Annotated in this window: 1 protein-coding gene; it reads left to right on the top strand. The window is 70.9% G+C overall.

Annotated elements, in window-relative coordinates; genetic code table 11:
- On the top strand, positions 1-716 hold a 716-nt coding region (locus ACLBYB_RS32680; RefSeq protein ID WP_447701365.1), incomplete at both ends, for a 1-deoxy-D-xylulose-5-phosphate synthase N-terminal domain-containing protein.

Genomic DNA, 716 nt, shown 5'->3' with positions numbered 1-716 from the left:
TGCTACCCCCACAAGATCCTCACCGAGCGCCGCGACCGCATCCGGACGCTCCGCCAGGGCGGCGGCCTGTCCGGCTTCACCAAGCGCTCCGAGAGCGTCTACGACCCCTTCGGCGCCGCCCACTCCTCGACCTCGATCTCGGCTGCGCTGGGCATGGCGGTCGCCCGCGACCTCGACAACGCCGCCGCCAAGCAGAAGAACCGCCCGCTCAAGCGCCGCAACGCCATCGCGGTCATCGGCGACGGCTCGATGTCGGCCGGCATGGCCTACGAGGCCCTCAACAACGCCGGCGCCCTGCACTCGCGCCTGATCGTCATCCTCAACGACAACGACATGTCGATCGCGCCCCCCGTCGGCGCCATGTCGGCCTACCTCGCCCGCCTCGCCTCGGGCGGCGCCTACCAGTCCCTGCGCGAGACCGCCAAGCAGCTCGGCAAGCTCCTGCCCAAGGCGCTCTACCAGCGCGCCGCCGCGGCCGAGGAATACGCCCGCTCGCTCGTGGTCGGCGGCGGCACCATGTTCGAGGAGATGGGCTTCCACTACGTCGGCCCGGTCGACGGGCACAACCTCGACCACCTGCTGCCGGTGCTCAAGAACGTCCGCGACGCCGAGCACGGCCCGATCCTGCTCCACGTCGTCACCCAGAAGGGCAAGGGCTACGCGCCCGCCGAGGCCTCGGCCGACCGCTACCACGGCGTGGTCAAGTTCGACGTGGT

The sequence above is a fragment of the Methylobacterium sp. D54C genome, assembly GCF_053345595.1.
Note: the sequence above shows the minus strand (reverse complement) of the source record. Positions and strands in the feature narration are given on the sequence as shown.